Annotated in this window: 21 protein-coding genes; 7 read left to right on the top strand and 14 right to left on the bottom strand. The window is 59.3% G+C overall.

Annotated elements, in window-relative coordinates:
• The first annotated feature begins 72 nt into the window (after positions 1–72).
• On the top strand, positions 73–2,205 hold the full coding sequence (locus tag N655_RS17900) for a CocE/NonD family hydrolase (RefSeq protein ID WP_049961323.1): 2,133 nt from the start codon (positions 73–75) through the stop codon (positions 2,203–2,205).
• Positions 2,206–2,241: 36 nt separating this feature from the next.
• On the opposite strand, the gene N655_RS0107555 is transcribed toward N655_RS17900, so the two are convergent.
• The 8 genes from N655_RS0107555 to N655_RS0107525 form a co-directional block, all read right to left on the bottom strand.
• Positions 2,242–3,648, bottom strand: a complete 1,407-nt coding sequence (locus N655_RS0107555) for an APC family permease (RefSeq protein WP_155987544.1) — start codon at positions 3,646–3,648, stop codon at positions 2,242–2,244.
• Positions 3,649–3,695: 47 nt separating this feature from the next.
• Positions 3,696–5,291, bottom strand: a complete 1,596-nt coding sequence (locus N655_RS0107550) for a phytoene desaturase family protein (protein WP_044934164.1) — start codon at positions 5,289–5,291, stop codon at positions 3,696–3,698.
• A gap of 16 nt (positions 5,292–5,307) precedes the next feature.
• Positions 5,308–5,856 (bottom strand): RNA 2',3'-cyclic phosphodiesterase, encoded by a 549-nt coding sequence (gene thpR, locus N655_RS0107545; protein WP_026442487.1) that lies wholly within the window; start codon positions 5,854–5,856, stop codon positions 5,308–5,310.
• A 4-nt stretch (positions 5,857–5,860) separates the two neighbouring features.
• Positions 5,861–6,757, bottom strand: coding sequence for a glycoside hydrolase family 2 protein (locus tag N655_RS19785; protein WP_162173520.1), 897 nt, complete (start codon positions 6,755–6,757; stop codon positions 5,861–5,863).
• 104 nt (positions 6,758–6,861) lie between these two features.
• Positions 6,862–8,499, bottom strand: a complete 1,638-nt coding sequence (locus tag N655_RS19780; RefSeq protein WP_162173519.1) for a glycoside hydrolase family 2 protein — start codon at positions 8,497–8,499, stop codon at positions 6,862–6,864.
• 43 nt (positions 8,500–8,542) lie between these two features.
• Positions 8,543–10,147 (bottom strand): TylF/MycF family methyltransferase, encoded by a 1,605-nt coding sequence (locus N655_RS21180; RefSeq protein ID WP_202900327.1) that lies wholly within the window; start codon positions 10,145–10,147, stop codon positions 8,543–8,545.
• Positions 10,148–10,151: 4 nt separating this feature from the next.
• Complete coding sequence (locus N655_RS19775; RefSeq protein WP_026442486.1) at positions 10,152–11,513, bottom strand: glycosyltransferase; 1,362 nt, start codon at positions 11,511–11,513, stop codon at positions 10,152–10,154.
• 94 nt (positions 11,514–11,607) lie between these two features.
• On the bottom strand, positions 11,608–13,932 hold the full coding sequence (locus N655_RS0107525) for a glycoside hydrolase family 2 protein (protein ID WP_026442485.1): 2,325 nt from the start codon (positions 13,930–13,932) through the stop codon (positions 11,608–11,610).
• Positions 13,933–14,085: 153 nt separating this feature from the next.
• Here N655_RS0107525 and N655_RS0107520 point away from each other — a divergent pair, with 153 nt between their 5' ends.
• The gene (locus tag N655_RS0107520) at positions 14,086–15,855 is read left to right on the top strand and encodes a CRTAC1 family protein (RefSeq protein WP_238324573.1); all 1,770 of its coding nucleotides are present in this window, start codon (positions 14,086–14,088) and stop codon (positions 15,853–15,855) included.
• Between the two features lie 41 nt (positions 15,856–15,896).
• Here N655_RS0107520 and N655_RS17880 read toward each other — a convergent pair whose 3' ends face one another.
• The 4 genes from N655_RS17880 to N655_RS0107500 form a co-directional block, all read right to left on the bottom strand.
• Complete coding sequence (locus N655_RS17880; protein WP_044934162.1) at positions 15,897–16,955, bottom strand: XdhC family protein; 1,059 nt, start codon at positions 16,953–16,955, stop codon at positions 15,897–15,899.
• An 87-nt stretch (positions 16,956–17,042) separates the two neighbouring features.
• Positions 17,043–19,259 carry a xanthine dehydrogenase family protein molybdopterin-binding subunit gene (locus N655_RS0107510; protein ID WP_026442483.1) on the bottom strand — a complete coding sequence of 739 codons (2,217 nt, stop codon included), beginning with the start codon at positions 19,257–19,259 and terminating at the stop codon, positions 17,043–17,045.
• A gap of 7 nt (positions 19,260–19,266) precedes the next feature.
• On the bottom strand, positions 19,267–20,247 hold the full coding sequence (locus N655_RS0107505; RefSeq protein ID WP_026442482.1) for an FAD binding domain-containing protein: 981 nt from the start codon (positions 20,245–20,247) through the stop codon (positions 19,267–19,269).
• A gap of 14 nt (positions 20,248–20,261) precedes the next feature.
• Positions 20,262–20,897 carry a (2Fe-2S)-binding protein gene (locus N655_RS0107500; RefSeq protein ID WP_026442481.1) on the bottom strand — a complete coding sequence of 212 codons (636 nt, stop codon included), beginning with the start codon at positions 20,895–20,897 and terminating at the stop codon, positions 20,262–20,264.
• Between the two features lie 230 nt (positions 20,898–21,127).
• On the opposite strand from N655_RS0107500, the gene N655_RS0107495 reads away from it, so the two are divergent.
• From N655_RS0107495 to rpmA, 3 genes are all read left to right on the top strand, one after another.
• Entirely contained in the window at positions 21,128–21,955 is an 828-nt protein-coding gene (locus N655_RS0107495) for a hypothetical protein (protein ID WP_026442480.1), read from the top strand.
• Between the two features lie 178 nt (positions 21,956–22,133).
• Positions 22,134–22,457 carry a 50S ribosomal protein L21 gene (gene rplU, locus N655_RS0107490; RefSeq protein ID WP_026442479.1) on the top strand — a complete coding sequence of 108 codons (324 nt, stop codon included), beginning with the start codon at positions 22,134–22,136 and terminating at the stop codon, positions 22,455–22,457.
• 40 nt (positions 22,458–22,497) lie between these two features.
• Positions 22,498–22,758 carry a 50S ribosomal protein L27 gene (rpmA, locus tag N655_RS0107485; protein WP_026442478.1) on the top strand — a complete coding sequence of 87 codons (261 nt, stop codon included), beginning with the start codon at positions 22,498–22,500 and terminating at the stop codon, positions 22,756–22,758.
• Between the two features lie 67 nt (positions 22,759–22,825).
• Here the strand turns inward: rpmA and N655_RS0107480 are convergent, their stop codons facing one another.
• Both N655_RS0107480 and N655_RS0107475 read right to left on the bottom strand, forming a co-directional pair.
• Positions 22,826–23,773, bottom strand: a complete 948-nt coding sequence (locus tag N655_RS0107480; protein ID WP_026442477.1) for an isoaspartyl peptidase/L-asparaginase — start codon at positions 23,771–23,773, stop codon at positions 22,826–22,828.
• Positions 23,774–23,803: 30 nt separating this feature from the next.
• Positions 23,804–24,256, bottom strand: a complete 453-nt coding sequence (locus N655_RS0107475; protein WP_026442476.1) for a hypothetical protein — start codon at positions 24,254–24,256, stop codon at positions 23,804–23,806.
• 100 nt (positions 24,257–24,356) lie between these two features.
• On the opposite strand from N655_RS0107475, the gene N655_RS17875 reads away from it, so the two are divergent.
• Both N655_RS17875 and frr read left to right on the top strand, forming a co-directional pair.
• Positions 24,357–25,034: a hypothetical protein gene (locus tag N655_RS17875; RefSeq protein WP_044934159.1), complete on the top strand. Its 678-nt coding sequence runs from the start codon at positions 24,357–24,359 to the stop codon at positions 25,032–25,034.
• Positions 25,035–25,114: 80 nt separating this feature from the next.
• Entirely contained in the window at positions 25,115–25,702 is a 588-nt protein-coding gene (gene frr, locus N655_RS0107465) for a ribosome recycling factor (RefSeq protein WP_026442475.1), read from the top strand.
• Positions 25,703–25,706: the final 4 nt, after the last annotated feature.

Genomic DNA, 25,706 nt, shown 5'->3' with positions numbered 1-25,706 from the left:
GTTGGCACTTGTTTTGCCCCGCGCCAGGAAAAATCGCTGCTTTCTCGATGCATTCTGCTATGTTTCTTCTTTATGGATCTCCGCCACAGTTTCGCCGCCCTCCTTCTGGCTTCCTCTCTTTGCTCCGCACCCCTGGCCTATCCGCAATCATCCGGTAAATACGTTGGCCAGTATCGCGACGATGCGGAGCCGGAGATTGTCTACTCCTTTTTCCAGGAAGGGCAGGACCTTGCTCTTGAAGGCCGCCGTATCCCGCGCACGCCGCTGCACGCCATCTCACAGAACGTCTTTACTGCGCCGGAAAACAAGGCGCGTTTTGTCTTCCTCACTGGAGCAGGCGGGGAGGTCCGCGGTCTCCGTTACATCGTCGAAGGCCCCCACGGCAAAGAAGAATCTACTGCTACCCGCATCAGCGGTCAACCGGAGCATAACCATTTCCGTCCTTACAGCCGCGAGGAAGTCATGATTCCGATGCGGGACGGGGTCCGCCTTCATGCTGTCATCCTGCGCCCCACGGACACGAACCGGCCCCTTCCCTTCCTGATGCAGCGCACACCCTACGGCGTAGACGGCTCCACTTCTGATTCCATCAACTCCCGCTACACTGAGCTGGCGCAGAGCGGTTACATCTTTGTCATGGAAGACATCCGTGGACGCTATGGCTCTGAGGGCAAGTTCCTGATGAACCGCCCCATTGCAGACCACCACGACCCCAACTCCCCAAACGAAAACTGGATTGACGAAACCACCGACGCCTACGACACGGTCGCCTGGCTCATCAAAAATGTCCCTGACAACAATGGTCGCGTCGGCGTGCTAGGCATTTCCTATCCCGGCTTTCTAGCCATCGAGTCCGGCATCGACCCGCATCCGGCGGTGAAAGCCATCTCGCCGCAGGCCCCCATGACCAACCTCTGGATCGGCGACGATTTCTTCCACAATGGCGCATGGCGCCAGAGTTATGGATATGACTATGCCATTGGCCTTGAGACCAGCAAAGAAAACGCCTTCAGCAAGCTGAAGGAAGACGCCTATGATTTCTTCCTCTCCGCCGGCTCCCTTGCCGGCGATATCAGGAGAGCAAATGTCGGTGTGCTGCCCACCTGGCAGGGATTCCTCGACCACCCCGCTTATGACCATTACTGGCAGGTGCGCGCCGTGGAGACCCACCTGACCAAAGTAAACGTGCCGACCCTCGAAGTCGGCGGGTGGTGGGACCAGGAAGACATGTGGGGCCCGCAGGCCGAGTACGCAGCTCTCAAGCCGCATGATGCGCACCACGAAGTCTTTCTCGTCCTCGGCCCTTGGAACCACGGAGAATGGGCGCGCACGACGCGCCATCTCGGAGACCTGGATTTTGGCGCCGCCACCACCGACCAGTTTCGCGCGCAGATCGAAGCCCCCTTCTTTGCGCACTACCTCAAAGATGAAGGCAGCTTCGACCTGGAGGACACCGCGTCTTTCCAGACCGGGACCAATCGCTGGATGCGCTACAGCCACTGGCCCCCGAAGGAGTCGGTTGAGCGCGACCTTTATCTTGCATCGGATGGCTCGCTCAGCTTCGACAAGCCAAAGGGCGATGATGCATCCAGCTTCCTCAGCTATGTCTCAGACCCTGCGGACCCTGTGCCTTACCGCCGGCGTCCCATTGAAGCCACCTACGCCCCTGGAGGCTCAGGATGGTACACCTGGCTTGTCCAGGACCAGCGCTTTCTGGGCAACCGCAAAGACATCGCCACTTGGACGACGCCTGTTCTTGACCATGATGTTACGGTTACCGGCGACGTTGTCGCAGACCTTTTTGCCTCTACCTCTGGCACCGATTCTGACTGGGTCGTCAAGCTGATCGATGTCTATCCCGACGATCCCTCGCTGGGCAAAATGTCCGGGGCAGAGTTGATGATTGCCGACGAAATCTTCCGCGGCCGCTACCGCAAGAGCTATGAGCACCCTGAAGCCATTCCCGCAAACCAGCCGGAAGAATACAAGTTCAGCCTGCACGGTGCCGACCACGTCTTCCTGAAAGGACACCGCATCATGGTGCAGGTGCAGAGCACGTGGTTTCCACTCTACGACCGCAACCCGCAAACCTTTGTGCCCAACATCATGACCGCCTCGCCCTCTGACTACAAACCGGCCACCCAGCGCATCTATGGCTCGGCCCAGCACCCCTCGCACCTGGTCCTTCCCATCCCTGCGAAGTAAGCCAAACTTCGCAGGGACAATGCAAGGTCCGAGCAGTCACGCGGTTTGCTTTCGCCTTTGCGCTGAAGCAAGATACACAACCACTCCGGCCCCTACCAGAAACAGCGTGGAGCCGATCACCTTGGCCATCGCCAGCAGCTTGTGCGGCTCCTCATCCGGAGGAACAATGGACAGCACAATGGTCAGCAGCGTGGTCAGCAAGCCAATGGAGGCCAGCACTACCGCAGCCGGTCTGCCTCCCGGAATGCGGATGGCGCTCGCAGGAATGGCCCCGCATTGCAGACGGATCATGGAGGCAAAAAGAAACAGAAAAGGAATGAAATAGGTAAGGATGGACATGCTCACCATGACGTCATACGCGCTGCGCACCGTACTCCCCGCCTGACTGAGCAGTGCGCACAGCATCCCGGCCAGTCCATAGACGCCGATCGCCACCCAGGGCGTCCGCCAGCGCCGATGGATGCGGCCAAATGCGGAGGGCAGATACCGGTCTATCCCGGCCACAAAGGGCAGTCGCGAGGTGGACGACAAAAACGCAGCCGCCCCGCCGACGCTGTTCAGGACAATCAGCCCCATCACCGGAACAACCAGCCACCGCAACTGTAATTCAGCGCTGAGGGACTCAATGGCGCGAGCAAAACCCTGCACTCCGCTGATCGAGGAACTGGGCAGCGCCACAAGCATGGCCACGGTACCGGCCATATAGCTGAGCGTCATCACAGCGCCCGCAAAGAGGAGCGCCCGCGGAATGGTACGCCGCGCATCCTGGATCTCCTCACCCATAAACGAGCCCGTTTCGCAGCCGCCAAAGGCAAAGAAAATGGTGGACCAGAAGATGGCATTCCGCAGGTCGGGATGCGGAAGAAGATGGCGCAGTGAAAAATCTGTGGCCACGCCGTGCGTGCTCGCCGCCACAGAGGCCAGCACGACTAACACTGTGACTGAGGTCCACGCTCCCATCGCACAGATGTTGTTCAGCCACTTGCCCTGCTTCAGTCCAAGGATGTTCAGTCCGGTGATCACGGCCAGCCATCCCAGCGCAAAGAGCAGATAGTAGGTCCTGCTGCTGGCCAGATGCTGTCCGTGCCTTCCAACTGCAAACAACGCGCTGCCTGCGCCAAAATACAGTACGGCGGGAAAGTAAGGCAGGTTGCTCATCCAGTATGTCCAGGCCGCGAGGAACCCCGCAAAATCGCCAAAGGCCCGCTGGGTCCACACATACAGGCCTCCTTCCTGCGGCCAGCGCGCAGAAAGCTCCATCACGCTGCCGGCCAGTGGCACAAAGAAAAAACAGCAGGCAAAGATCCAGACGAGGACTGTACTGGGCCCGGCTGCTGCCGCCGTCGCGATCCAGCGCAGGCTTAACCCGCCGGCCAGATAGAAGAGTACGAGGTCGCGGAAAGTGAGCTCGCGCACAAGGCTGGATGTGGGCTTCTCGTCCATGCAGGCCTTCGCGCCAGCATACCGGCTGGTCCATCCAAAAACCACAATTATTTGCAGGATGCCTGTAGGTCCTGCAGCACCGCCATCGCCGCATTGCGCCCATTGATGCCGATGACGCTGCCTCCCGGATGCGTGCACGCTCCGCAAAGATACAGGCCTTGCATCGGGGTCCGCGCGCTCAGGCGGTTGGCCCACAGATATGGCGGCAGACACTCTCCCTGAAAGATATGTCCACCGGTGAGGCCCACTTTTTCTTCAATGTCAGGAGGTCCCAGCACCTGTGCATCCACCACAGCGGCGGGAAGATTGCTGCAGAACCTGGCCAGCGAAGCAAAGGCCAGCCTGCGGACCTCATCACGCCGCGTCTCCCAGGTCCCCTCTGCGAACCGGTAGGGAACATACTGGGCAAAGATGCTCATCGTATGCAGGCCTGAGGGGGCGACGCTGTCATCGTGCACGCTCTGGAAATACAATTCGCACCACAGATGTTCCGGAAGCCGGCCCGCTTCGGCCGCCGCAAACCCCTGCTTCCATTCCACTTTGGAAAGCGGTGCATTGATCTGCCCGAAGTGGTGTGGCTCCCACGTACCCGGACGCGCATGGAAATTGGGCAACTCACGAAGCAGCACATTCAGCTTTACGGTACAGCCTTCCATGGGGATGGATTCGACCCTGGCCTTCCATGCAGGATCGGCCGCGTCCCCTAGCATGGCAAGCGCGCGCCTGGGGTCTGCATTTGAAACCACAACAGAAGCAGCTATGTGCTCGCCTCCCATGAGCAGCACCCCTTCGCCCGGCACCATCGCAGCCACGGGGACACCTGTCGCTACCACGGCACCCGCCTCCCGGGCCGCATCGCAAAAATAGAAGGACACCATCCCCATGCCTCCTTTCACGTAACCCCACATGCCCGGCATCCCACCCAGGCGTCCGGAGGAGTGATGGAAACGAATGGATGCCGTGCCAGGGTCGAATGGACTGGCATGGGTACCGATGACCCCCTGCCCGAGAAGGGCTACCTGCAGACGCTCATCCTGCAGATAGTGCTCGACAAACTCGGCCATCGACCAGTGAAAGAGCACTTTTTTGGCTTCTTCATCATGACCCAGGCGCTCTTCAATCTGCTCCCGTGTGGGTGCCTCGCCAATCCACAGGTCCCCATCTCCTGCGGGGCGCAGCGCATCACGCAATCGGCGAATCACATCGCACATGGCCTTCCAGCCATCGACATCGCGGAAACTAAACCGGCGGATTTCCTCCTCGCATCTGGCATCGTCATCCCAAAGCTGGACACTTGTTCCGTCCAGAAATGGCACAAACAGGCCGTTGACCGCTGGCGTCCAGCGAAATCCTCGCTGCGGCAGGTTCAGCTCTTCTACCACCCGTGGATGCAGCAACCCGGCCAGATAGGCACATGGAGACATGCGCACCCCAGGAAATGGCTCCTCCATCGTGCATGCGCCGCCAACGCGCTCTCGCGCTTCAAGCACCAGTACGCGCATACCGGCGCCAGCCAGATACGCGGCACAGGCAAGACCATTGTGCCCCGCGCCAACAATGATGACGTCCCAGCGACGGCGCACCAGCTCCTTCCATGGCACAGAAGGGTTGATTTTCCCTAGATGCTTTGCTGTTTCTGACATAGGCTTGCCATGCAGATTACAACAGTGGGAACCGCTCGCGCACTTCGTATCGGGACACCGGTCCCCCGGTGAAACTCTGGTACAACAAAAATTCATGCGCTACAAATGATGAGAATTTCACGGTGGCGTTTTTCTCCACTTCCAGTTGCAATCGTCGGAAGTCCGAAGAGGGCGCGCCGCCTCTCCTCCGTGCCAGGGTAATGTGCGGTGTGTAAGGTCGCGCTTCCGGAGCAAAGCCACAGCGCGCCAAGGCCGCGGTCGTCTTCCCATAAAGTGCAAGCAGCGATTCTGTTCTTTCGACGGCAACGTGAAAGATCCCGGCCCTCGCAAAAAAATCAGGCCGGCCCAGCCGCACTTTCACCGGCGCGGCACAGACTCCACGTAATTCTTTTACGATTGCGGCGTAGCTGTCTTCTCGGCCTTCACCCAGAAACTGCAACGTGACGTGCCAGCCGTCGGGAAGCGCCCATTTCAGGAGAGGAAACTTTTGCCGTAAGCCGGCCACATACGCGCGCAGCCCCTCTGCCGTTTCCGGATCAAGGGCCAAGGCCGTAAAGAGTCTCATCGCCTTACCTGATTGCGAGGGTCTGCTTCGGAATGTTCCATCCGGACACAACAACGACTGCATCTTTGGGAACATGAGCAGGCAGCTGAATGGAGAGGACGCGCGACTCGCCCGGCAACAGGGCAAGATAGTTGTCTGACCAAACGGCCGGAGTGATGTCCGCTCCATAAGCGTCACGCAACGTGGCCACCACCTGAAAAGCCAGTGCGTTCGATACGTTGTGCAGGCCCAGTGCAATGCGTTCCTTTCCGCCGGAAGAAACAACCTGGACTTCCGCCTTCACTTTGGCGTCCGGCAGATGGGCCAGGGCCTGCATGTCTTCATGCTGGGCCGCAGGCGTATGCGTATAGTCTGTCTTCTGCCAGTCAAACCGGGTTAAGGTCGAGGGTACCCAGTAGAAATTGCGGCTGATGGTCTCCCCTGACTCCTTGCTCAAAGACAGGTCCACAAAGTACAAACTCGAACCCTCAGAAAAGACAGAATCCGGGACCAGCACAGCACGCTGCGAGGCATCCGCCGCCACGCGCACCCCTGCTTGCTGTTCAAACAGCTTCTTTAGACCAATGTCATACACAGTGGCCTTCACCCGGAGCGACGGGGATGCCTGGTACGTGCTGTTGACGACCACAATGCTGTGATCATCATAAGAATATTGCACGTGGAGCGGCTCACAGGCCTTCTTTGTTCCGTAGTATCCTCCCCCTGCATCGAGATAGTAGTCATACAGATGCCAGATGTTGGAAGGCCATGCATTGTTCAGCATCCACTGGATCACGCCCGTGGACGTGTATTTGTTGCGCGCATACGCTTCAAACATCGCTCGTTCGCCATCGTAGGCCATGGTCTGCGCGATGCGCACATACTCCTGCACATTGCGCGGCGTACCATAGGTGGCATCCATGGCCTCGTTGAAAACGTCGAGCGTCCTGAACTTTCCTCCGCCGTTGTGCAGGTCCCATGATGGACTGTGCGGCGGCCACAACTGGGCCGCAGGCAGAAACTTGTTCAGGCTGCTGAGGCTGGGAATCGCAGGCCCGGGACCGGTCTCCGTATTGAAGCCCCAGGCCCGCCGTGACTTCCTTTGTCCATGTACCAGTAGGAGGGAGCTACATAGTCATACGGACCGGTCATCTTTACGCCACTGGGACCAGTCACCGAGGTGGCCCGCGCAGACGCCGATGACAGCACCGGGTTTGGCCAGTGCGTCTGTGCCTCCACCTCCAGATACATCCGCTCCACATCGGCGGGAGGAGGATTGTCGCTCCCATTCAGCCACACCAGCAAGCTGGGATGGCTGCGGATGCGCAGCATCTGCGAACGCAATGACTCTTTGGCCACCTGATAGTTTTCCGGGGTCCATTTGTCCCAGTGCTCCCACTGGTCGCAGCAGCACCAGCCCAACATCACAAGAATGCCCTGCTCATCGGCCAGGCGGAAGAAGTCTTCGGTTTCCAGCTTTCCTTCCAGCCGGATGGTGTTCAGGTACATGTCGCGCACCAGCATCAGCTCCTCACGCAATCGGTCCGGGTCCTGCCGCAGCAGCATGTCCGGGGACCATCCTGCGCCGCGGACCAGCAGCGGGCGGCCATTCACGCGAAAAAGCCGATGTCCCTGGTCAGTGAGCTCCGACGTGATCTCACGAAGACCAAAACGCACCCTCTGCTCATCGGAAACTCTACCGCCGGTCACAAATTTCAGGTCCAGCACTTCCAGATGCGGCCTGCCCATCGGATAAGGCCACCAAAGCTGCGGGTCTTTTATCTGGAGCTGCGTGTATTTCCCAGGATCAAAGACAATCGTCTTGGCTTCCTCCGGCTTGAGGTCCACCGCCTGCTCAATCCGGATTCCTGCCACCGTCCCGCTCACCACTCCGTGCACCGGGCGCCGCGCTGCATTCTGGAGCTCCGCATAGACGGTCAGGTCGGCACGCCTGAGGGACGCGCCCGGAAAATGCGTGACCGCCATCGGTGAACGCAGTGCCACTGGGCCGCTCGTCACCAAATCCACCGCACCCCACAAGCCCATGTCCTTGTCCGGCGGACACGGGTTCCAGTCTACCCAGTTGATGCCGAGGTCCTTCTCGGTCGGCGCAAAGACCTCCACAGCAAGAACATTCGGCCTGCCGTACACCACCGCGTCCGTCACGTTCCATTCATAAGTGCGATATGCACCGGCCACCTGTGAGGAGTCCGCAAGACGCCTGCCGTTGATCCAGAGATCTGCACGGTAGTTGATGCCAGCAAAACGCAGCCACCAAGTGCGCCCTTTTCCCGCTGATGGGACCACGAATTCTCTGCGGTACCACCATCCGCACCGGTAAGGACTGCCTTCCGGCATGGGCAGATTGGCAAAGTTATGCCCGACCGGATACGTAGTACCCGGGATTGCGCGCAGGTTCGTGCCAAAATAAGGCTGCCGGATGACACCCGCATGGACCTGGACTGCCAGCACCGTCGCCGGCACGCTCGTCCGATACCAGCCCTGGGGACGAAACCTCTCTGTCGAGATCCGCGGGCCTTCGGCCTGCAATGCACACGCCGACTGCACCTGCCATCCATCACGAAGCGCAATGGTTTCCGCCTGCGCAGGTTTGAGCAGGGCCGGCAGGAATACCGCCAGCAGGACCATCCGCCTCCACGCCATCCGCAATACCTCCCTGACAGAAGAGCAGGACCAATCTTCGATCTTAAACCGTAGGCGTCCTCCCCGCGCCTGCGCCTTTCCGCCAGAAGACCCCGTATCCATCTATATTGAGGATCGGATCTGTAATCCCTCGCGCAGAGCGAAATTCCATGACCGCCTGCTGACAGCCGCGCACGGCGCCAAAATCATCCACAATCACGAAACCTCCCTCGGAGACCTTGTCATAAAGACTGGTCAGAGCATCCATGGTAGAGCCATACATGTCTCCATCCAGTCGCAGGATGGCAAGCCGTTCGATTGGGGCGGTGGGTAATGTTTCGGAAAACCATCCCTTCAGAAAACACACCTGGTCGTCCAGCAGCCCGTATTTGGCAAAGTTGGCCTTGACCTGCTCCAGTGGGACCGCCAGCTCCTTGAACGTATGGTGCATGTCTCCTGCATCGGCCTCCACTCCCGGTGCCGGCTGCGGCAATCCGCAGAATGAGTCGGCTACCCAGACTCGCCTGTCGGTGACTCCATAGGCCTTCAGGACCGCACGCATCAGAATGCAGGCCCCGCCCCTCCAGACACCGGTCTCGATCAGGTCCCCCGGCACTCCTTGCTGAAGAACAGCCTCCACTGCCTGACGCAGCTGGCTCATTCTTGCATTGCCAATCATACTGTGGGCCAGCAGGGGCCAGTCCCTGCCATATTCGCGCAATTGACGGTCATACTGCGCCGGTGCCCACTGGCTCTGGTTGGGGTCTTCGTAAATTACGTTGATGAGGCACTTCTGCACCATGTCCAGATACAGCGTGCGCAGCTCGTCCTCCGGCCTTTGTGCTGGCGGCAACACCCTGCGGAGAATATCGGTCATGGGCCGCCTGCAAAAAAATTCGCGGCCCTGCTCTTCCAGCTCTCTTCTCCTCCGTTCGTCCCGCAGCAGCTCCAAACAACCCTCTGCCAGCTCCTCATAGGGAAAGACGGCAATCGCCTTTTCGTACTCTCCCATATCACAGGCACTCTCGCTGACCACCGCTTTTCCATTTGCCAGCAGATAGGAGACCCGCACCACCTCAAACAGCCGGGCCTGGTAGCAATGCATGTTCAGGACAATCTTTGCCCGTGCAATCAGTGCGTCCCGTTCCCGGCCATACACGCCAAACACGGCATGAACACGTGCGCCCGCCTCTTGCAGCCGGCGCAGGACGGCAAGCCGGTGCTCATTCATCGAGCCATAGAACAACACATCAATGTCCTGCTGCTCCGCAGCAGCAATACGCCTGAGCTCCGGCGTATACCCGATCTCCACCAGTTGTGGCGGAAACAAACAGCGTCGCTGCTGCCACAGGGCCAGGTTGATCGGGCTGTAGTCCCAGATCTGGTAACGCTCCGCCAGCGCGTAGTAGGCTTCCCGCAGATGCGGGGAGCCAAGCTGCTCCAGGTTATAAAGAATCGTGCCTGGAGGCAGGCTGCGGCCGTCTCTTTCCGTAAGCAGGTGCGCCCCTAGCACAATATTGGTCACCTGCGGGTCCACCGTGTTTTCCGCAATGGCCGCCCGGTGCCCAAGATTGCGCAACCCACAGAGCAGCGTCTCGGCCACTTCGCGAAAGGCCTCGCTGTGCAGATAGCCCGGCGGCCGCATGATGGAAATCAGATAATTTGCCAATGGTTTACTCCTTGCTCGCGGCAGGCGCTCCCATCGAGGCCGACAACGCCTGCAATTGCCCAGAATGAGGAAAGGCATTGTGCCCCAGGCCCAGGACCCGCTCGGCTTCCCTGGTTTGCCCGGCGCGAAGATAAAGCGCCGCTGCGCGCGACACAAACCTCTCCTGCATGCAATCGCGCAGCGCCGCTTCTGCCGCCTCGGCCGCCTCGGCCTCCCGCGCCATCAGCACCAGGGCCTTGATCAGGCGGTCATGCTGGTCCGCCAGACCGGGACATGCCGCCACGGCCCGACGTAACCTTCTCAATCCCTGCCGATGCATTCCCAGGCGCACTTCCACATAACCCAGCTTGCTTTCAATCTGCGCGTCCCTGCCCGTTGCGCAGGCCGTCCGGTCTTCCCGCGTGCGCTTGAGTGCAGAGGCGTACATCTGCCGGGCCTCTTCGAGTCGCCCCAGATCGTGCAGCGCGTCGCCGCTCAACTCCCGCTTCAGGACCCCCTCGTCCCCCTGGTCGGCAAGGTGCGCCAACGCAGCAAGCGAAGCCTCCTTCTCTCCCTTTCTCTGCAAAATCTGCGCCATCCCTACCCAGGCATCTGCCCGGGGATACCCCAGGCTGGCTGCCTTCTGATAACACCGCAGCGCCTCGTCGCTGTTCCGAAAATGCACCTCTTCTGTGATGGCAAGCTGCACCCATAAGCGGCTGTCGCCCGGGGCCTCCTCAAGCGCCAGACGGAGAATCTCACGGTAGCGCACCTGCTTTTCAAGGTGACGCTCCTTTTCGGCCAGATGGCCGAAGTGGTGGATGACAAAGCCAGTAAGGGTGAGAGTGAAACCGGCCCGCGGGAAACGGTTCTCCACAATCTCATGGATCCGGCCTTCAAAGAAAATCTCCGGATGGCGGCGGAACAATCTGCAGATGGGATTATCAATAAAAGACTTGGCCCCCATTCCAGTGGCCCGCGGATGGCTGCCGGCGATCTCGCGCGAAAGCACCCCCAGCGAATGCACATATCGCTGCCTCAGATAATTGCGCTGCTGGAGGGCAAACCCTCCCACCTGCCCGCCGCAATCGAGCAAAGACGGGATCCCGCTCCGCGCCTCTTCTGAGAGCTCCTCATCGGCATCGAGCACCAGCACCCAGTCCGTCCGTATGTGCTTCAGTGATCGATTCCTCGCTTCGGCATAATGGTTTGTCCAGGGAACACACACGAGCTCGGCGCCAAACTCCCGGGCCACCTCCGGGGAGTCGTCCGTAGACCCAGTGTCCACAATCACCATCTGCTGCACCACGGGCCGCACGCTGGCCAGACACTGCCGGAGATCTTCGGCCCCGTTGCGCACAATCATGGAAAGGCCCAGGGTCTGCATCTCATTCCTCACTGAGGTGAAGAATGCAAAACCTGGGCCGGAAAAATGGAGGATAGGTTAGAGAAATCTGATGCAGGACGGCCTCAGACCGCGCTCAGGCCTGCTCCTGGGCCGCGGGACGCACGGCAATTTCCACCGTCTGCGTCCCCAGCCTTGGATGCCGGGCCGTCAGCCGTACCGTGCCTGCTTCTTCTTTGGCCCGGACCCACACTGCACCCTGCCCGCCAAACAAAGCAAACGGATTGTCTCCGATGAGCTCGGCCGGGCCCTCCAGCGTCAGCACAATCGCATCGTTGGCATAGGGACGGATGGCATCAAATTCATCTGTCACCCGCATCACAACGCGCGTTGTATCGGCTCCATCGGCCAGCAGTTCCTGATCATCGGCACGCAGAGAAAATCTGCGGTCCACGCCACGGCCTGAAAAAGTCCGGGAGATGACCTGCTTGCCCTTCAGATATCCATCAATGCGCAGGTCCCCCCAGGGATGCCGCACCTTGGTCAGGTCCAGGCTGAAGGGCGCATACTTCAGGTGCGGAAATTGTTCGTGGTCAGGGTCGGTCTCCGCCGCCAGCTTCCATTCGTCTCCGTTTCGGACATACCACTTCAGATGGTCACAGTTGGAGCAGACCATGGCGATGCTGAAGCGCGTGGCCTCATCGCTGGAGGCCCAATGAAAGGCCGGCTCCAGCACAATTTCCTCTTCCGGATCACACTGCGATTTGTAAAAGCCTGCCGCCGGTTTCGGCTCGCGGAAGATGTCCATGACGCCGTGGTAACAGATGCGGTCGCCTGCTCCAAAGTCATCGTGCGTATTGTAATCAAAGGCGCACCAGCCAATGCCGCCCGCATACTGTGGGTTGGAGGCCAGCTGATCATGCACGCGCGCATGGCGGATGGTGTGCTCCCGGTGCCGCTCGTCGTCATCGACCGTCTTGACCGGATAAGTGTGCCCCACAAACTCCGTGTTCAGATAGCGCGGATGGTTCGGCGGTTTCAGCGGCCATCCAAAATCATTCATCGTAAACACATCTTCAAGAAATTCCGACTCCTGGAAATAGCGGATACCGCCAGTCTGCCGCGTCGGATCGAGCCGATGCGCCATGGCGTTGGTGCGCGTATAAAAGTCGTGATTGTCGCGCGACTCGTTGATGCGCACCCCCCACAACACAATCGAAGGGTGGTTCCAGTCGCGTCGGATCATGCGGCTTACATTGTCCACCGAAAGGTCCTGCCACGCCTGATCGCCAATATGCTGCCAGCCGGGAATCTCTTCAAGCACCAGCAGCCCGTACTCATCGCAGGCATCCAGAAAATGCCGCGATTGCGGATAGTGCGAAGTGCGCACAATATTGCAATGCAATTGTTTGCGCAGAATATATGCATCGCGCCGCTGCACCCGTGCCGGCATGGCCTGCCCCACAAAGGGAAACGTCTGGTGCCGGTCCAGGCCGCGCAGCTTGATGACCCTGCCGTTCAGCTCAAATCCATGGTCTGTAAATTCGGCATGGCGGAAGCCGGTCCGCCGCGAATCTTCATCGATGATCTGGCCGTTGCGCAGCATCCGTATCTTGACGGTGTAAAGCTTTGGATGGTTGAGGTCCCATAGCTCGATGCCCTTCAGCTTTGCAAATGTAACCGTATAAGGCACAGATTCGCCGACGGCCCCTGGCGCAGAGACCGTCTGCGTCGCCTTTGCGATGGTGTGATCGCCATCGAGCAGCAGGGCTTCGAGCTGGAGCGCCCCGCTCTCCGGCTCCAGGGACTGCACATAGCACAGCACATCCAGGGAAGGGCTTCCGCTCAGAACGTCTTTGGGTTGGGCAAAAATGTTCTCGATGAATGTTGAGGGCACGATGCGCAGCGCGACCTCGCGATAGATTCCGCCAAAAGTCAAATAATCGATCCGGTATCCAAAAGGAGGAATATCGGGCCGCTCAGTCGAATCCACATCCACGGCCAGTACATTTTCTCCATCAAAATCCACATGCTGCGTCAGTTCAAAGGAAAATGGAGTGTATCCCCCTTTGTATTCGCCCAGACGCTGACCATTGATCCAGACCGTCGAGGCGGTCATCACCCCCTCAAAATCCACAAACACATGCTTTCCCCGCGCCTCCGCGGGCAGACGGAACTTTCTCCGATATAAGGAGACAAATTCATATTCTTTGTCATCGAAACCATGCCAGGGCAGCCGGACATTGGTATGCGGCACGACCACCCGATCAAAGCCTGAATCGTCAAATTGCGCCTCATGGCCGCCCTCGACAAATTTCGGATGATAGCGCCAGCCACGGTTGATGGCCAGCACCAAACGACCTCCGTGTGTTTGCTTCTCATGCTGCGCAAACCCATGCCTGGCTACTGCAGCCCCTGCCAGCAACGCTCCGCTGGCTTTCATAAAATCACGCCTGTCCATGTGTCCCTCGTTTGAATGAAACCGCTTTCACTTCCACACCCAAAACGATACATGATTCAGGCCGTCTGCTGCAGCAGAGAAACGCACGGTACAGGGACCCTCGCTTTCCGTCGCCACTTGCAGGCAAGGCCCTGGCTGGCAACAATAGGATTCGTGCCCATCCATCTCCGCCCTCTGATTGCCTGCCTGCTTCAAGCCGCATGGACTGCCAGCCTGATTGCCCAGGCGCACAGTCCTGCCTCGCCTCCGCCTCCCGGCGTGAAAACCCGCGTCTGCAAAGACCGCCCCGTGCCTCAGCTAGTAGACATCACCGACAAGGCCGGCATCACCTTCCGGCACCTTTCTGCTCCGGAAAAGAAATACATCGTCGAATCCATGAGCGGTGGCGTGCTCATCCTCGATTACGACCGCGATGGATGGCCGGACATCTACTTCACCAATGCGCCTACCGTGGACATGGCCCTCAAAGGTGAAAAGGCCCGCAGCGCACTCTACCACAACAATCACGACGGCACCTTTACCGACGTCTCCACCCGGGCCGGGGTTGCCACTCCATGCTTTGCCATGGGCGGGGCCGTCGGCGACTATAACAACGATGGCTGGCCCGACATCTACGTCACCTGCCTCGGAGGCAATGTCCTCTACCGCAACAACGGAGACGGCACCTTTACCGACGTCACCAAACAGGCTGGCGTCGCTGATGGCCGCTGGTCTACCGGCGCGGCCTTCGGAGATTACGACGGCGACGGATTTGTAGACCTGATGGTCACAAATTATGTGGACTTCAAACTGAACGACCTTCCCGGATTCGGCAAGGCGCCTACCTGCAAATATCGCGGCATTGATGTGCAGTGCGGTCCCCGCGGACTGAAAGGGGCGGGCGACTCCCTTTTTCACAACAATGGCGATGGCACCTTTACTGATGTCTCAAAGGCCGCAGGCGTGGATGATCCCAATGGATATTTCGGTCTTGGCGTCATCTGGTCAGACTTCAATCACACCGGTCGTCCGGACATCTACGTCGCCAATGACTCAACGCCAAATTTTCTCTACAGAAACGACGGCCATGGAAAATTTACTGAGATTGGGCTTGAATCCGGGACCGCCGTCAGTGCCGACGGCTCCGAGCAGGGCTCTATGGGCGTCACTGTCGGCGACTACGACCACAGCGGACGCTTCTCCATTTACGTCACCAATTTTGCCGACGAAAACAATGCCCTCTACAAGAACAACGGCAATGATGACTTCAGCGATGTTTCCTATGACGCCGGGGTCGGTCTGCCCTCGCTGCCCTGGGTCAAGTGGGGAGATGCCTTCGTAGACCTTGACAATGATGGTTGGGTCGATCTCATCTCCGTCAATGGCCAGGTCTACCCCCAGGTGGATTCACTTCCTTCCGGAGCGCGCTACCGCCAGCCCAAAAATCTTTTCATGAACCAGCACGACGGCACCTTCTGTGATGCCAGTCTGCAGGCCGGCCCTGCTCTTCAGCAACCCCGGGTCAGCCGCGGGCTGGCCGTGGCCGATCTCTTCAACGACGGCCAGATGGATGTGGTCGTTTCAGACATCGATGGCAAGCCAATGGTTCTCCGCAACCAGGGCGTGCCCGACAACCATTGGATCAGCTTTGAACTTGCCGGGACCAAGAGCAACCGTCTCGCCCTCGGCGCCCGCATCACCATTACCGCAGGAAAGGTGACCCAGACCGATGAAGTCCGCAGCGGAGGCAGCTATCTCTCGCAGAATGATCTGCGCGTCCATTTCGGACTGGGAACGGCCACCAAAGTTGATCAGGTGGAAATTCGCTGGCCATCCGGCACCCAAGACAGGCTCAGCAATCTGGCTGTGGACCGCCTCTATTCGATTCTGGAAGGAAAGGGTGAGGTAACGCCAAAAGAAATCGCCCCGTCAGCAGCACACTAGTCCGTCGCGCCTGCGCGTGGACCATTGGATCGGCGGGGCCATCAGAGGGCGTTCTGCACTGCAAACTTGTTTGCCATCCGGCCCTCGAATGTCGCAAAGATCTCAGCAGCAATGGCCAGAGCGATCCCTTCCGGGGAGTGGGCGCCCAGATCAAATCCCACAGGAGCATGCAGGCGGTCCATGCACTCTTCCGGGGTGAGATCGATGGAAGGCCCGACCTCGGAGACCAGGCGTTCCGTACGCGCCCGCGGGCCAAGAACGCCGAGATATTTCGGCGCCAACGGCAACAGCTCGCGCAGAAGCGCGCGGTCCTGCTCATAGCTGTGGGTCATCAGAACATAAGCGTTCTCCGGATCAGGGTCCAGCTCCCGGAGCGGCGCGGCCGATGCATAATCAAGCACGTGCACGCGGCTGGCCGCGGGAAAGCGCTCTTTCCTGGCCAGGTGCGAGCGGCCGTCGGCGATGATCACATGCCAGCCAATGCTCTCGGCAAATTCTGATAGGGGCCTGGCGTCATCGCCTGCGCCGAAGATGGTCAGGGCCGCTGGAGGTGCAGCATATTCCACAAATCGGTGCGGCACTTCTGGAGCATAGAAGGAACAGCGTTGACGAAGCGCCCGCTCGGCGAGATCTGCTGCCTGCTGGCTGTCCCCAAACAAGATGGTGCCGTTGCCTAGCTGCACCATCTGGGTCTCCCCGGTATCTGTATCAATGACAGATACGAATGCGCGCCGCTCTGTGAAGCTGGCCTCCATGGCGTCCAGCACGGCACGGGCCGCAGCTCCCCGTTCAAGCTGAACATACACCGTTCCCCCGCAGCCGGAACCATAGGGCAGAGGAGAATCATCATCAAAAAAGCTGCTATAGCGCTGCACCGTCGGCCCATCTTGGGTAAGCCACCATGCCTTTTTCGAGACCTCGCCCTCCAGGCATCCGCCGCTGATGGTGCCCGCGCGCTGTCCGCTGCGGGTAAGCAACATACGTGCGCCGGCCTTGCGGTAGGACGGACCTTCCGTCCTGACTACTGTGGCCACGCACACCTCCTCGCCGCGCGCCTTCGCGGCGCGCCAGAGGGAGACGATCTGCTTCAATTCAGACATGGTCGATGAAGTCACCGTAACGTCGCAGCAAATCTGTTCAGGCTCCGAAAGCAGGCACTCCGCCCCGCTCAACCTTCCCCGTGCTGGCTACGCATGTTCGAGCAGGTCCTCAATCCGGACCGGCAGATTGCGCACACGGACCCCTGTGGCATGATAGACAGCCATGGTCAGCGCAGAAGCCACGCCCGCCAAACCGATCTCACCCACGCCGCGTGCACCGTATTCATTGAGATTCAGATCGGGATATTCGACGAAGATGCACTCCATTTGCGGAACATCAGCGTTGGTGGCAACCAGATAGTCGGCAAAGTTGTTATTGAGCGGCTTCCCGTTGCGCGGATCATAAAACGTCTCTTCAAACAGCGCCATACCGATACCCATCACCACGCCCCCCAGGATCTGGTTTCTGGCCGTCTTCTGATTGATGATGCGGCCGGCGTCCATCACCGTCACCCAGCGGGAAACGCGTAGACGCGCAATACCAGGGTCCCAGGTCACTTCACAGAAATGCGAGCCAAAACTGTGGCCGGAAAATTTGCGCATCTCTTCAGAAGGCCCCGTCCTGGCTTCGCCGTCAATCCCGCTCAGTCTGCGCATGGCCAGAATTTCATGGAAGGGCACGCCACTGTCAGGCGCTTTGTCCGCTGCATGGATATACCCTCGGGTCATCTTCAGAGCAGGAGGATCGCCGCCCGGCGTTTCCTTTACATAAAAGGGTGAGCCCGGTGTGCGCTGCGCTATCTGAATGAGCGTGTTGACGGCATTGCTTGTTGCGCCCGCCACAGCAGGCATCACCGAGGCCGTTGCCGTAGAGCCACCAGACATGGGTCCGGGAGGAAGCGAACTGTCGCCCAGTACGACTTCGATCTTGTCCAGAGGGATTCCTGTCTTGTCCGCAACCGCTTGGGCAATGACCGTATAGGTCCCCGTCCCGATGTCCTGGGTCGCACTGGAAGCGCGTGCGGTGCCGTCTGCATTCAGGCGGACGCGCACGGTCGCTCCGCCGCGGCCCGCATGCCACGTGGCCGTGGCCATGCCCCATCCCAGTACCAGATTGCCGTTGCGCATCGAACCGACTTTCGGATTGCGTTTGCTCCATCCAAAGCGCTCTGCTCCCGCCTGATACGCCTCGCGCAAGTGCTTACCGGAAAATGGCAGGTCCTGGCTTTCGTCTTTCTCCGCATAATTGCGCAGGCGCAGCTCCAGGGGGTCCATCTCCAGCTTGATGGCAAGCTCGTCCATCGCTGACTCCAGTGGAAACAGCCCGGGAACTGTGCCGGGACCACGCATGGGCGTGGGCGTACCAATATGCAACGGCACCACATGCTGCACCGCTTTTACATTCGGGCAGCTATAGAGCATGGGCGTGGCCGCTGTGCAATGTTCAACGTATGTATCGACCTTCGAGGTGGTTGAGAGTACCTCGTGCTGTATGGAAAGCAGCTTGCCGTCTCTGGTTGCCCCCAAACGCATCCTTTGTTTGGTGAAGGGGCGATGACCCACCGTTGTGAACATCATCGCACGCGGCACATACAGCTTTACCGGACGCTTTACTCTTCGCGCCGCAATCGCCGCCAGCATGGAATGCGGCCAGGGAAAGAGCTTGCCTCCGAAACCCGACCCACAGAACGGGGAGATGACATGAATATTTTCCAGCGGAATGCCCAGCATCTCGGACATGACCTGCTGGTGGTTCACCACACCCTGCGTTGTTTCATAGAGAGTGACCTTGTCGCCATTCCACACCGCAATGGTGCCGTGCATCTCCATTGGATTGTGGGTCTCGGCCGGCGTCGTGTAGGTCTCATCAATCTGCACCGGGGCGCTGGCAAAGGCACCCTCTGCATTCCCGCGCGAGTAGCTGGCCACCTGTTCTCCTAAGGGCGCGTCTTCCAAACGTACCAGCGGCTTTTCTTCCGCATAGCTCACCCGCACGCGCGCAGCCGCGTCCTGCGCCTGCTCAAGCGTATTTGCAACCACAACAGCTACAAATTGGCCATAGTAGTAAACACGGTCGTCTTCAAAAGGAGGCCGCGCTTCGCTGGCACGGCTGTGTTCAAACTGCCCGGCCGGACGGTAGATGGGGTCCGCATTGCCATGATGCAGAATGGCAATCACCCCGGGCATCGTTTCCGCCTCAGAGGTGTCGATGCGGACAATTTTTCCATTCGCAATGGTGCTGAAGACACCCGCGCCATACGCCATGTTTTCGAGTGGATGGTCTACGGCATAGCGCGCCGCTCCGCTGACCTTCAGCCTGCCGTCCACCCTGGCGACTGCTGCTCCGATGATGGATGTGCTCATCTTTTCCTCACGCGGTTTGGGTTGCTGTCTGCAAGGCGCGGACCAGGACACGCTTGGCCAGCTCTACCTTGAATGCGTTGTCGCGCAATGGCTTTGCCGGTTTCAGCGCCGCTTCTGCCGCAGCGCGAAAAGTGCGCTCGTTCGCCTCGCGTCCGTGCAGCTCCTGCTCGGCCTCTCTGGACCGCCACGGTTTCGTCCCAACCCCTCCGAGGGCCACGCGCACAAACTGGACCTTTCCGCCGTGGGTCTGGATGACAACTGCCGCTGAAGCCAGCGCAAACTCATAGGAAGCCCGGTCGCGCAGCTTCAGATAATGCGACTTTGTCCCGGGCGGCAGCTTTGGCAGCGTAACGGCAGTAATCAGCTCGCCTGGCTCCAGCACATTTTCTTTCTCCGGTGTCGTGCCCGGAACAAGATAAAAATCATTGAGCGCGATGTTGCGCTCCCCCTTGGCCCCGCGTGTATGTACCGTGGCCTCAAGCGCCATCATCGCCACTGCCATATCAGACGGATGTGTTGCAATGCAGTGCTCGCTCGTGCCCAGAATGGCATGAATGCGGTGATGTCCGTCGATGGCGGAACAACCCGAGCCGGGTTCGCGCTTATTGCACTTGTAATTTGTGTCACGGAAGTAGTAACACCGCGTCCGTTGCAACAGATTGCCGCCGGTCGTCGCCATATTTCGCAATTGCGGAGACGCTCCGGAAAGCAGCGCCTCAGAAAGCACCGGATACCGCTGCTTTACCTCCTCATTCCAGGCAAGGTCACTGTTGCGGACCAAGGCACCAATCCTCAGCCCGCCTTCAGACGTGGTCTCAATACGGTCAAGGGGCAGGCCATGGATGTCGATGATCGAAGCCGGTCTCTCCACATTGAGCTTCATCAGGTCCACCAGGGTCGTGCCGCCTGCAATAAAGCGCGTTGTTTGTCCGGCGTTCTGGACGGCCAGGTCCAGCGATTTTGCCTGACGATATTCAAAGCTCTGCATCGCCACTTCTCCTTTCAGGCCGAGCGCCGCACCTGCTGCACGGCGGCAACAATATTGTTGTACGCGCCACAGCGGCAGATGTTGCCGGACATGGCCTCGCGCACATCGCTGTCTTCCTTGCCGACAGGCTCCTTCAGCAAGGCCGTCGCAGACATGATCTGCCCCGAGGTACAGTAGCCGCACTGATAGCCATCGTGCTCGATAAACGCTGCCTGAATCGGATGCAGCTCGCCATTCTGCGCCAGCCCTTCCACCGTGGTGATTTCATCCTCCTGGTGCATGATGGCAAAACTCAGGCACGAGTTCACGCGCCGTCCATTCACGTGGACCGTACAGGCACCGCACTGGCCATGGTCGCATCCCTTCTTGGTGCCAGGGAGCTGGAGATTTTCTCGCAGTGCATCCAGCAGCGTCACCCGCGGCTCCAGCATCAGCCTGTGCACCTGCCCATTGACCTTAAGCGTGACAGGTACGGCACCAGGAATGGTCGTGGCAGTCTCTGCTTCCGCCTGCGGGGCGGCCGGAGCAGCGTTGGCCAGCGGCGCCGTCGTGACAGCAAGTCCGGCAGCACCCAGCTGGGTGAGAAACGAACGCCGGGTAAATTTCCCGAATACGGGTCTGGATCCTTCGGAGTCGTGCGATGGAGACATGCATTTGTCCTTTGTCGCGGTTGGGGTAGTCTGGCCTGACTACATTTCGGAGATGCGCTCAAGACGCAGGATTCGACGCTTCCAGAATGCCACTTGGCGCCCAAATTGTGTAGTGTGCAGGGCCTCTCCATTTCGCTATAGCGACAAACAATCGAAAACAAGCTGAAATGATGCATGAATAACGATTCAATTTGTATAGAATCGTTTTAAGTCTTCCCGGGAGATTAAGTTTGCAAAACTTCCACCAGAAAGTTTTTCTCGTCCTGCTTTCCGTCTGCACCCTGTTTTCTGCGAATGCGCAGCAATCGTTTGTTGACCGCTGGCAGCAGAGGGTCAGCCGTACCCAGTCCGAGCAACCTCACTGGGTCACTCCACTGGCCACTGTTACACCGCGCCTGGAGCAGGAGTTCCGCACGGACTTTAACCGTCAGATTACGCCGAAGCATACAGACACCTGGAACTACGGCGGTGGTAAGGGCCTGGAGCTGATCCCCGCGCGGCGGATCGAACTGCTGCTGAACGTGCCTCCTTATATTCAGCACAACGCACCCACCGCGAAAGACGGCTTCGGCGACGTTTCCTTTGTCATGAAGTACCGCTTTTACGCAAGCAATGAAGAGGCCCACAATGCCATCTTGACTGCCTTCCTAGGAGGAAGCATTCCGACCGGAAGCTACAGCAATGGAAGCACCGATGCGACCATCTCGCCCACTCTGGCCGGCGGCAAAGGCTTCGGCCGCTTTGATGTGCAATCTACGCTGGGCGCTACCCTGCCCGTCGCCAACGCAGACAAACTGGGTCGCCCCATTGCCTGGAACACCACGCTGCAATGGAAGGCGAATCCGCACTGGTGGCCGGAGACGGAATTTAATTCCACCTTCTTCAAGGGCGGCCCGAATGACGGAAAGGTCCAGAACTTTGTCACGCCCGGGATTGTGTCCCGCTGGCCGCTCCACCACCGGGTCGGGCTTACTCTGGGAGCGGGAATGCAGATTGCCACCTCTGCCTACCACAGCTACGACCACGGTCTGATCTTTTCAGCGCGAATGCCGTTCTGAATTGACCTTGGACGCGGAAACCAGTAAACTAATCTGGTTTGGCGGTCCTGCCTGTTGCCTCGTGCGCGCCTAAGGCTTTGCGCACTTCCTGATGACGCATCAGATGATTGCGAGGCAAGCATGTATCTGCCCATTTTTCAATAAGTTTGCGCGCCTGTAGCCAGGCGCTGGAGGATTTATGTACGCGGTCATCCGCACAGGTGGTAAGCAATATCGTGTCGCACCCGGCGACGTGGTGAAGATTGAGAAAACCGCTGCGGGCGAAAATGGCGCGATTGAGTTCAGTGATGTACTGGCCGTCTCCGGAGACGCAGGACAAGTAGCAAAGCCTTCTTCTGCCAAAGTGGTGGCTACGGTGCTCGGTGAAGGACGTGGTGACAAGGTCCTGGTCTTCCACTACAAACGGAAGAAGCAGTACAAAAAGCTGCAGGGGCACCGCCAGGCATTCACCCAGGTCCGCATCAACGAAATTCAGGTGGACGGCAACACCTATACCGCGTAGCACAGGCTGCGCCCAGATTTTTGATACGAGGGATTAGCAAATGGCACATAAAAAAGGCGGTGGAAGCTCCAGTAACGGCCGCGATTCCAATGCGCAGCGGCTTGGTGTGAAGGCCTTCGGCGGCCAGTTCGTCACTGGCGGGTCCATCATCGTCCGCCAGCGCGGAACACGCATTAAGCCTGGCCGCAATGTGGGCCGCGGCAGTGACGATACGCTCTTCGCTAAGATTGACGGCATCGTCAAATTCGTAGACCGCGGAAACCTTGGTCGTTTTGTGGCCGTCGAAGCCGCGACTGAGTAACAGGTTTCTCCCTGCAAACAGAGGCCCTCGTTCCGGCGAGGGCCTCTGTTTCGTCCCTCCGTAGACGCTATTCGATGGCGGTCCCTGTCCGTATCCCCTGCGCATCATAAATTCCCCAGGCCATCCGCGGAGTATTGTGGGCCAGACCATACCGGCCGTTTGGGTCCAGCAGAATGATGCCGCCGTGTCCGCCCATACGTTTGTAAAGATAAGCGATGGCCTCCGGCGCCACCTGTTCCGGCGAACGGCCCTGCTGCACACGGTCCGTGGCCCATTTTCCTAAGACCAGCTTCATGACGGGTTCACCCCATCCTGTCAGCGACACGGCAGCGCTCAGATTGTCGGCGTAGCATCCGCATCCGATAAGCGAGGAATCCCCTACACGGCCCGGGGCCTTGTTCAGGGTGCCTCCCGTCGAAGTGGCGGCAGCCAGATTTCCCTTTTCATCCAGGGCCACCGCACCTACTGTGTCATGGGAGGCAAGATGCGCGGCAGTTTCCGGGGACTTATCGTCACCGGCAAAGGTAAGGTCAGGCAGTCCGGCGCGCTCCTTGGCCTGCGCTTCTTTTAGACGCCTTTGTTCGCGCTCCAGCACCAGCTCGGAATTCTGGATGAGCTCCATTCCATGCGATTGCGCGAACTCCTCGGCGCCCGGTCCGACGAAGTAAACGTGCGGGCTTTTTTCCAGCACCAGACGCGCCGCGTGGATTGGGTTGCGCAACCGTTCCACGCAGGCCACGCCGCCGGCGCGCATCGTCGCACCATCCATCAGCAACGCATCCATCTGGACACGCCCGTCCCGGGTGAGAAAGCTGCCTCGTCCGGCGTCGAAGGTATCGTCGTCCTCCAGAACGGCGACGGCAGCCTCCACCGCATCCAGGGCATGGCCTCCGCGGGCCAGCTGCGCATGGCCGGCTTCAAGGGCGCGGCGGACGCCGCGTTCGTGCGCTTCCGTCATCTCATCGGGAATGGCCCACGCGCCTCCGTGGACCAGCAGTACAGGTGAAACTGGCATAGTGAACTGATGATTGTATCAGTCCCGTCGCTAGCAGACCCCAGGCTCATTCAGGTCGCACTGCTTCAGCGTCAGCACCAGCGAGTGTTCTTTCCTGAAGATCCCGGTCACCGTTTCCGTGCGGTCCAGCTCCTTGTAGTCCCCTGCTGCCGTGATGGACCACCGGTTACCGCAGGTTGCGGCCAGCCCCTCGCGGGCAAGGTACGCAAAGCATCCCACCATGCGCCGGGCCAGGGACGCGCGGATTGCGCGCTCTGGAAACTCAACCACCCCCTGAGCGTTGGTAAAAGCCTGGGCCAGGTTCTCCTGACGTTCTGCCGAGGTCTGCTGCCACAGTTCGCTGACCCCAGCATGGACCAGCGGCTTGCCAAACTGGTCCTCCAGCGTCACACGATAGGCAGGCACAACCATCAGTTCCTTGGGGTAGAAAACAAGGACCAGCACGGCCACTCCGGCGGCCCACCATACCCAGTGTTTCCTCATTGCCGATACTTTACTCCGAAACGGCCTGCTGCTGCCCGCTGTCCGTCAAGTCACTTCCGTAACTTGGAATTGCTTTTTCCGGCCCCTAGCCTGTAAGGGCATGACCCGGCCGTTGCTCCTCCTCTGCTTTCTGATTGCAATTTCTGCATTCGCAGTTTCAAAGTCTCACACTGTGGGCCTGGGAACGGTGCGACGGGTGCCCTATTCGGTGCAAGGCGACCCAGCCGGAGCCAACGCTGATGAGAAAGAGCTGCGCGTGCGCCCCCTTTTGGTAGATGGAAAACTGAAGGAATGGACTACGGGCGAGGTCCACGACGTGACCGACCGCACCTTTGCCGTGCGCCGCGCACTCCGCTTGAACGATGCGCTGCCAGGTGACAAATCCGGGCAATGGATATGGCAGCGCGGTCCGTGGCTGCTTGTAGACCGGTCCACCGGACACATCACCGCCGTCAGGCTTCCGGACTACGACCCGGCCGTCTCCCGTGTTTCCTGGTTTCGCGATTATGCTGCCTATTGCGGCCTCTCCGCCAGCGGACGCCAGTTGTATGCCGTTGTGGCGCAGGTGGCAGCGCGTAAACCAGTGCTGGCCAAAAAGCTCGGCCCCTGGGACCCGTCCAGCCACTCTGCTGGCGCTTGCGGGCCCCCCGTCTGGCAGCGCGAGCCTTTGCGCATCACCTTCCAGCCCGACGGACAGGCCGCAGTGAGCTTTAATCTGATGGGAGCATCGGCGGTATTGGTGGAGGACGACGATGCAGACACGCAAGACAAGCCCTAGTCAGGCAGGCAGATGACGCTGGCCCCGTCTGACAAGTAAAATACTGCTTTTGCAGCTTCTTATTTCAAAGGAAGAAGACAATGGCAGTTTCAGTTATGGCCGGCATTCCGGCCCTCAAGGAAGTGCATCAGCAACTGAAGACGCGCATGGACAAGGCAGTCAAGGACTTTCAGGCGCATCTGGCCTCCACCCGCACCGGACGGGCGAACGTGGCCATGCTCGACCAGGTCAAGGTCGAGTACTATGGCACGCCCACTCCGCTGAACCAGGTGGCGCAGTTGAACACTCCCGACGCCAACACGATTGTGATCCAGCCCTGGGACGTGAGCATTCTGGCCGAGATTGAAAAGGCCCTGCGTGCCTCAGACCTGGGTTTTAACCCCCAGAACGATGGCAAGATCATCCGCGTACCTGTGCCGCCCATGACTGAAGAACGCCGGCGGGAAGTGGTAAAACACCTAAGCCGTGTGCTGGAAGATCACAAGACTGCGGTGCGCAATATCCGCCGCGATGGGAATGAGCTGATTAAGAAGGCAGCGAAGGAAAAGAAGATCTCAGAAGACGAAGAGAAGCGTTCGCTTGAAGAGATCCAGAAGCTCACCGATGAGGAAATCAAACGCATGGATGAGATGGCCAAAAAGAAGGAAGCCGAAATCATGCAGGTATGAAGAC

The organism is Pseudacidobacterium ailaaui, assembly GCF_000688455.1.
Taxonomy (GTDB): Bacteria; Acidobacteriota; Terriglobia; order Terriglobales; family Acidobacteriaceae; genus Pseudacidobacterium; species Pseudacidobacterium ailaaui.
The sequence above is the reverse complement of the archived record's forward strand: the minus strand, read 5'-3'. Positions and strand labels throughout refer to the sequence as shown.